A 6,935-nucleotide genomic window follows, 5' to 3' on the forward strand; every position below is an offset into this window, starting at 1 on the left:
GCCCTCCCCCAAGCTCTCGGCTTCGCTCGAGCAGGGAGGTGCCCCCATCCGCACCGGACTTCTCCGTGCTCCGGACGACGTCGTGGAGACGCGTGACAACTGCGCTAGTGCTGGTGCTGTGCAGCGTGTTCATCTCGCGCCCCCCGTCGTGGAGTTCCGGTTCTGCGGCCCCGCCCCGTGTCCCCCGTGGCGGTGCCTCCTTGCTTGTGCCGAAAAGCTTGCCGGGGTCACTTCATCGCCGTGTCCGCCGACTGTCACAGACCTGTCACAGGGGTCGTCCCCAGGCCGACCACAGCGGGGTCACAGAGAAGAGCCGTATGGCTACGCGTGTGGCACGATCGCGTGCGCGTCGTGGCCGGGAGCCGTCCAACGGTCGAAAGACCGGGTCGCCATGGGCCAGAATGAGCCTGTGCCTTCCCTGTTGCTGATCGAGGACGACGACGCCATCCGCACGGCCCTGGAGCTCTCACTGACGCGCCAGGGGCACCGTGTCGCCACCGCTGCCAGCGGCGAGGATGGCCTCAAGCTGCTGCGCGAACAGCGGCCGGATCTGATCGTTTTGGATGTGATGCTGCCCGGCATCGACGGCTTCGAGGTGTGCCGCCGGATCCGGCGCACCGACCAGCTGCCGATCATCCTGCTGACCGCGCGCAGCGACGACATCGACGTCGTGGTCGGACTGGAGTCCGGCGCCGACGACTACGTAGTGAAGCCGGTGCAGGGGCGGGTGCTGGACGCCCGCATCCGGGCCGTGCTGCGGCGCGGCGAACGCGAGTCCAACGACTCGGCGACGTTCGGCAGCCTGGTGATCGACCGGGCCGCGATGACGGTGACCAAGAACGGCGAGGACCTGCAGCTCACCCCCACCGAGCTACGGCTGCTCCTGGAGCTGAGCCGCCGGCCCGGGCAGGCCCTGTCCCGCCAGCAGCTGCTGCGCCTGGTCTGGGAACACGACTACCTCGGTGACTCGCGGCTCGTCGACGCCTGCGTGCAGCGGCTGCGCGCCAAGGTCGAGGACGTACCGTCGTCGCCGACCCTGATCCGTACCGTCCGTGGCGTCGGCTACCGGCTGGACACGCCTCAGTGAGTGATCGGCAGGGGGTTTTCCGCGGCTGGTCCGCGGCGCGCAGGGCGGGTCTGTCGGGTCTGCGCTTCACGAGTCTGCGGCTGCGCCTGGTCGTGGTGTTCGGGCTGGTGGCGCTCACGGCCGCCGTGTCGGCGTCCGGGATCGCGTACTGGCTCAACCGGGAGGCCGTGCTGACGCGCGCGCAGGACGCGGCGCTGGACGACTTCGAGCGGGAGATGCAGCGCCACGCCGGCACGCTGCCGGTACATCCGACCGAGCAGCAACTGGCGTACGCGGCACGGCAGATGGGCGACGGCGGTCAGCGCTTCAGCGTCCTGCTCATAGCCGAGGGCGCGAACGACAGGACCGTGCAGGGCAGTTCGGGCAAGTCGGCGCTGGACGACTTCACGCTCGAGGACGTGCCCGTGTCCCTGCGGAAGGCGGTCGCCAAGGAGCAGGAGATCACCGCGAACAACAAGCACGAGTACCACCTGTACTGGCAGCGGGTCATCGTCGAGGACACGCCGTACCTGGTGGGCGGTGCCAAGGTGATCGGGGGCGGCCCGACCGGTTACATGCTCAAGTCGCTGGAGCCGGAGGCGAAGGACCTCAACTCGCTCGCCTGGTCGCTCGGTATCGCGACGGGTCTCGCGCTCATAGGCTCGGCGCTGCTCGCGCAGGCCGCCGCGACGACCGTGCTGAAGCCGGTGCAGCGCCTGGGCGTCGCGGCCCGGCGCCTGGGCGAGGGCAAGCTCGACACCCGGCTGCGGGTGTCCGGCACGGACGAGCTGGCCGATCTCTCCCGGACGTTCAACCGCGCGGCGGAGTCCCTGGAGAAGACGGTCGCCGACATGAGCGCCCGCGAGGAGGCGTCACGCCGCTTCGTCGCCGACATGTCCCATGAACTCCGTACGCCGCTCACCGCGATCACCGCCGTGACGGAGGTGCTGGAGGAGGAGCTGGACGCGGAGACCGGCAGCGTCGACCCGATGATCGAACCGGCCGTACGTCTGGTCGTCAGCGAGACCCGGCGCCTGAACAACCTGGTCGAGAACCTGATGGAGGTCACCCGCTTCGACGCGGGCACGGCCAGGCTGGTGCTGGACGACGTGGACATAGCCGACCAGATCACCGCGTGCATCGACGCACGGGCATGGCTGGACGCGGTGGAGCTGGACGCCGAGCGCGGCAGGATGGCCCGCCTCGACCCGCGCCGCCTCGACGTGATACTCGCGAACCTGATCGGCAACGCGCTCAAGCACGGCGGCTCGCCGGTACGGGTCTCGGTGCGGGACGAGAGCGACGCACTGGTCATCGAGGTCCAGGACAACGGCCCGGGCATCCCCGAGGACGTCCTCCCGCACGTCTTCGACCGCTTCTACAAGGCGAGCGCCTCCCGCCCGCGCTCCGACGGCAGCGGCCTCGGCCTGTCCATCGCCCTGGAGAACGCCCATATCCACGGCGGTGACATCAGCGCCGCCAACTCCCCGAAGGGCGGCGCCGTCTTCACCTTCCGCCTGCCCCGTGACGCGTCCCCGCTGATCGCGGAGGAACGGAGCACCGGCACGGAGGCGAGCGACGAATGACAGCACGGATACGGATACGGATACGGGCAGGGGAGCACCCTCCCCGGCCGGCCTCCGCCCCTCGGGTACGGCCCTGGCTGGCTCTCGGGCTGCTGGCCGTCACCCTCACCGGGTGCGGAATCCGGTCCACCCAGGTGCCGACGGACTTCGGGCCGGCTCCGTCGCGGGTGCCGTGCTCGCAGTCGGCCCCGGACATCACCTCGCAGAGCGCGCCCGGGATTCCCGTGCAGGTCTTCCTGCTCTGCTCCGGGCAACTGGTGGCGGTCGGCCGTTCCGTGGACGTCCCCGAGGGCACACCGGACGCCGAGCGGCGCGTCCTGGTGGCGCAGGGGCTGCTCGACGAGCTGTCCGAGCAGCCGTCCGGCGCCGAGGACAAGGCCGACTACGAGACCGACGTCCAGACCGGCCTCACGGTCGACGGACCGCTGCCGGGCGACCCCGAGGACACGCTGCGGCTGTCCGTGCCCCCCGGGAAGCTGACCGAGTACGCCCTCTCACAGATCGTCTGCACCTTCGCCGACTCCGCGGCGGCCGAGGGCGACGGCTCGGTGACTCTCGGCGGCCCGGCCCCGGAGCCCCTCCGCCGGTACGAGTGCACCGCGGACGTCCGCTCGGACCCGGGCAGCGAGAAGCCGCCGTCCACCGAGGTCGAGACGTCCTGAACACGGCGAGGGCCTGCGGCCCCGAGGGGGCGCGGGTCCCGTCCGTACCGGCCGTGCGTGTGGCGCATCCCTCACCTCACCGGGGCAAGCGGAGCGCCCACGCGGAACCGATCGTGCCGGTGGGCGCGTCTAGGGGGTCGTGCAGCGTCAAGGTTCGAACGGCGGCAGCGCCGGGATCAGCGTCCGTGTGACAGGGGGTGTCCTCCTGGTCGCACACCTCGCGCTCGTCGCCTGGATCACGCTGCGCCCGCTGGACGTGCCCTGGGTGAGCGCCGCGAATCTGCGGCCGTTCGCCGGGATCAGAGCGGATCTGGCGCTGGGATGGCAGGAAGCGGTCCGCCGTATCGGAGAGGCGCTCGCCCTCCTCTCGCCCCTGGGCGTCCTGCTGCCGATGGCGGGTGGCAGGCTCACCGTCTCCCCGCTCGCCTCCCTCGCCCGTACGGTCGCCGCCGGTGCCCTGCTCTCCCTGGGCATCGAGATGCTGCAGACCGGGGTCCCCGGGCAGGTCCTCGACATCGACTCGATCCTGCTGAACACGGTCGGGGTGGCCCTCGTCCATCTCGCGGTCGTCCCCGCGGGACGGGCCCGGCTCCGCCGCCGGGCCGAGACCAGGCACGGGGCGGACCTCCGCCGGGAGGACCCGTCTCAGGGTCGTACCCCGACGATTCCCAGGGTCGGTATGGCCCCATAGAGTGACGCTTCGTCCGCTTCGTCACCGTACCGTGGAGTGTGTTGAGGACAGCGGGGCCGTCACCGGGGCGGCCTCGGTCCACGGTTGACGAAGGAGCCCTCATGAGCCGCCTTGCCCGCCCCACCGACGGCCGGATGATTGGCGGAGTGTGCGCAGCGCTGGCACGGCGCTTCGGCACCTCCGCGACCACGATGCGGGTGATCTTCCTGGTGTCGTGCCTGCTTCCCGGCCCGCAGTTCCTGCTCTACATAGCCCTGTGGATCCTGTTGCCCTCGGAGGACAAGGCCCGCGCGGCATGGTGACCCGCACCGCTCGCTGACCCACACGGCGATGGGGCGCACCCTCCGAGGGTGCGCCCCATCCGTCCTACGCGGTGTATGACTCAGACACCGGTGGCGCCGCCGAGCGGCAGCGTGTTCACGCCCGCGCCCTTGCCCAGTCCGCCCGGACGGAGACCGCCGAGCAGCTTGGTGGTGGGGGCGGACTTGCCGTCGGGGATCACCTTGTCGGCGGTGGGCTGCGCGGCCGCGACGCCGGTGCCGAGGGCCGACTGCCCCTGGGTGGCCACCTCACCGGCACCCGGCAGCGTCTTGGAGACGTTCTCCGTCGGCAGCGACTTGGTCACCGTGCCCAGCGTCTTGGAGGCGTCCGGCGCGGCCGGGAGGGCGGTGGCGGCGCTCGCGGCACCGGCGCCCGCGGCGGCGATGGCGGCACCGAGAGCGGCGACACCGAGGGTCTTGGCAGCAACCTGCTTCATGTTGAATGCGTCCTTGGATGCGTTGACGGCATGTGAGCGGTTCCGAAACGTAAACATCATTGGCCCGCCCGAGGCAAACATCGAAAAGCGGCCGGGACACCGCGTCCCGACCGCTTGACGAAACCGTCAATCAACGGCCACTCATCACAGAAGCGCTGGTGAAAGCGGCCTACTTGAACAGCCATTCGGACTTCAGCTCGGCATATCCGGGCTTGATGACGTCATTGATCATCGCCAGTCGTTCGTCGAAAGGAATGAATGCCGACTTCATGGCATTGACTGAGAACCACTGCATGTCGTCGAGCGTGTAACCGAATGCGTCGACGAGATGCTCGAATTCCCGGCTCATACTGGTGCCGGACATCAGGCGGTTGTCCGTGTTGACCGTCGCGCGGAACTGCAGCCGGCGCAGCAGCCCGATGGGGTGCTCGGCATACGAGTCGGCGGCACCGGTCTGGAGGTTGGAGCTCGGACACAGCTCCAGCGGGACGCGCTTGTCGCGGACGTACGAGGCGAGTCGCCCCAGCTTGACCGAGCCGTCCTCGTGGACCTGGATGTCGTCGATGATCCGCACACCGTGGCCGAGCCGGTCGGCGCCGCACCACTGGAGCGCCTGCCAGATGGAGGGCAGCCCGAATGCCTCGCCGGCGTGGATGGTGAAGTGGTTGTTCTCCCGCTTGAGGTACTCGAAGGCGTCGAGGTGCCGGGTGGGCGGGTAACCGGCCTCGGCGCCCGCGATGTCGAAGCCGACCACGCCCAGGTCGCGGTAGCGGTTGGCGAGCTCGGCGATCTCCAGGGCGCGCGCCGCGTGCCGCATGGCGGTGAGCAGGGCGCCGACGCGGATGCGGTGGCCGTTCGCCTTGGCGCGACGCTCGCCTTCCCGGAATCCCTCGTTGACGGCCTCGACGACCTCCTCCAGGCCGAGCCCGGCTTCGAGGTGCTGCTCGGGGGCGTACCGCACCTCGGCGTAGACGACGCCGTCCTCGGCGAGGTCCTCGGCGCACTCGGCGGCGACACGGACGAGCGCCTCGCGTGTCTGCATGACGGCGCAGGTGTGCGCGAAGGTCTCCAGGTAGCGCTCCAGGGAGCCGGAGTCGGCGGCCTCGCGGAACCAGACGCCGAGTTTGTCGGGGTCGGTCTCGGGGAGTCCGTCATAGCCCGCGGCGCGGGCGAGGTCGACGATCGTGCCGGGGCGCAGCCCGCCGTCGAGGTGGTCGTGCAGCAGAACCTTCGGCGCCCGGCGGATCTGGTCCGAGCTCGGGGTGTTGCCGGTCTGGACAGTCTGGCTCGTCATCTGCGCACTCTAACGCCTACGCGCGTAGATCACCGGGAGCGGAGATCGCCCGATACCCAACGGTGACCGTGCGGACAGATGGCGTACACCGCGGCTTCTGACACTGTTCTGTCATGGCACAGCAAGCAACAGCGGTGCGAAGCCCCCGACTTGGGCGGATCGTGGGGCCGGAGCCGAAGGCCGTGTGCGGGGTGGTACTGCTGCTCCCGGGCGGTTACCCGGTCTCGGAGCGCAGACCGTCCCCGTTGCTGGCGGCGGCGTCCGTCCGCACACTCGGCCGCAGGCTCTCCCGGGCCGGCCAGAGCGAGGGCCTCGTCGCGCACGTCGTGCACTACCGCTACCGCGGCTGGAACGGCAGCGAGGCGCATCTGGCGCATGACGCCTCCTGGGCCGCCGACGAGGTCGTACGGCGCTACGGGGACGTCCCCGTCTGCCTGGCCGGAGTCGACATGGGCGGGCGGGCGGCGCTGCACGCGGGCGGGCACACGGCCGTCAACTCCGTCCTCGCGCTCTCCCCCTGGCTGCCCGAGGACGACGTGGCGGTGCCACCCGAACCGGTGAAGCAGCTCGTCGGCCGGCAGGTCATGATCGTGCACGGCACGAGGGACCAGCGCACCGACCCGGAGTTGTCGTTCCGGCTCGCGGCGCGGGCGAAGAAGGCCAACCGGGACATCTGCCGCTTCGAGGTCCACTCGGACGGGCACGGCCTGAACCAGTACCGGGACGAGGTGCACGCGCTGGCGGAGAACTTCGTGCTGGGCACGTTGTTCGGGCGGGCGTTCTCGCGACCGGTCGAGGATGCGCTCGCGGCTCCGCCGCCGTTGGGGTTGCGCATGCCGCTTGCCTCCGGCTTCGGGCGGTAGTGCTCCGGGTGGGGTG

General features: G+C 70.5%; 8 protein-coding genes and 1 pseudogene. 6 read left to right on the forward strand and 3 right to left on the reverse strand.

Annotation, left to right across the window (positions count from 1 at the left end; translation table 11 throughout):
* Nucleotides 1-133: pseudogene (locus FNH04_RS48220) on the reverse strand (SigE family RNA polymerase sigma factor); the annotation flags it as partial.
* 276 nt (nt 134-409) lie between these two features.
* On the opposite strand from FNH04_RS48220, the gene afsQ1 reads away from it, so the two are divergent.
* The 5 genes from afsQ1 to FNH04_RS38360 all read left to right on the forward strand — a co-directional run bounded on the left by afsQ1 (nt 410) and on the right by FNH04_RS38360 (nt 4,307).
* Nucleotides 410-1,087: a two-component system response regulator AfsQ1 gene (gene afsQ1 / locus FNH04_RS38340; protein WP_322725081.1), complete on the forward strand. Its 678-nt coding sequence runs from the start codon at nt 410-412 to the stop codon at nt 1,085-1,087.
* A complete protein-coding gene (locus FNH04_RS38345) occupies nt 1,084-2,652 on the forward strand; it encodes a HAMP domain-containing sensor histidine kinase (protein ID WP_322725083.1) in 1,569 nt (522 codons plus the stop codon). Before afsQ1 ends, FNH04_RS38345 begins: the two co-directional genes overlap by 4 nt.
* A complete protein-coding gene (locus FNH04_RS38350) occupies nt 2,649-3,314 on the forward strand; it encodes a hypothetical protein (RefSeq protein ID WP_228031855.1) in 666 nt (221 codons plus the stop codon). Before FNH04_RS38345 ends, FNH04_RS38350 begins: the two co-directional genes overlap by 4 nt.
* A 139-nt stretch (nt 3,315-3,453) precedes the next feature.
* Complete coding sequence (locus FNH04_RS38355) at nt 3,454-4,005, forward strand: VanZ family protein (protein WP_322725085.1); 552 nt, start codon at nt 3,454-3,456, stop codon at nt 4,003-4,005.
* Nucleotides 4,006-4,106: 101 nt separating this feature from the next.
* Nucleotides 4,107-4,307, forward strand: coding sequence for a PspC domain-containing protein (locus FNH04_RS38360; RefSeq protein ID WP_152790492.1), 201 nt, complete (start codon nt 4,107-4,109; stop codon nt 4,305-4,307).
* A gap of 80 nt (nt 4,308-4,387) precedes the next feature.
* On the opposite strand, the gene FNH04_RS38365 is transcribed toward FNH04_RS38360, so the two are convergent.
* Nucleotides 4,388-4,762, reverse strand: a complete 375-nt coding sequence (locus FNH04_RS38365) for an ATP-binding protein (protein WP_152790494.1) — start codon at nt 4,760-4,762, stop codon at nt 4,388-4,390.
* A gap of 169 nt (nt 4,763-4,931) precedes the next feature.
* Complete coding sequence (locus FNH04_RS38370; protein ID WP_152790496.1) at nt 4,932-6,056, reverse strand: adenosine deaminase; 1,125 nt, start codon at nt 6,054-6,056, stop codon at nt 4,932-4,934.
* Nucleotides 6,057-6,169: 113 nt separating this feature from the next.
* Here FNH04_RS38370 and FNH04_RS38375 point away from each other — a divergent pair, with 113 nt between their 5' ends.
* Complete coding sequence (locus FNH04_RS38375) at nt 6,170-6,919, forward strand: alpha/beta hydrolase (protein ID WP_152790498.1); 750 nt, start codon at nt 6,170-6,172, stop codon at nt 6,917-6,919.
* The last annotated feature ends 16 nt before the right edge of the window (nt 6,920-6,935 follow it).

Origin of the sequence: Streptomyces phyllanthi (genome assembly GCF_009377205.1) — a bacterium.
GTDB lineage: Bacteria > Actinomycetota > Actinomycetes > Streptomycetales > Streptomycetaceae > Streptomyces > Streptomyces phyllanthi.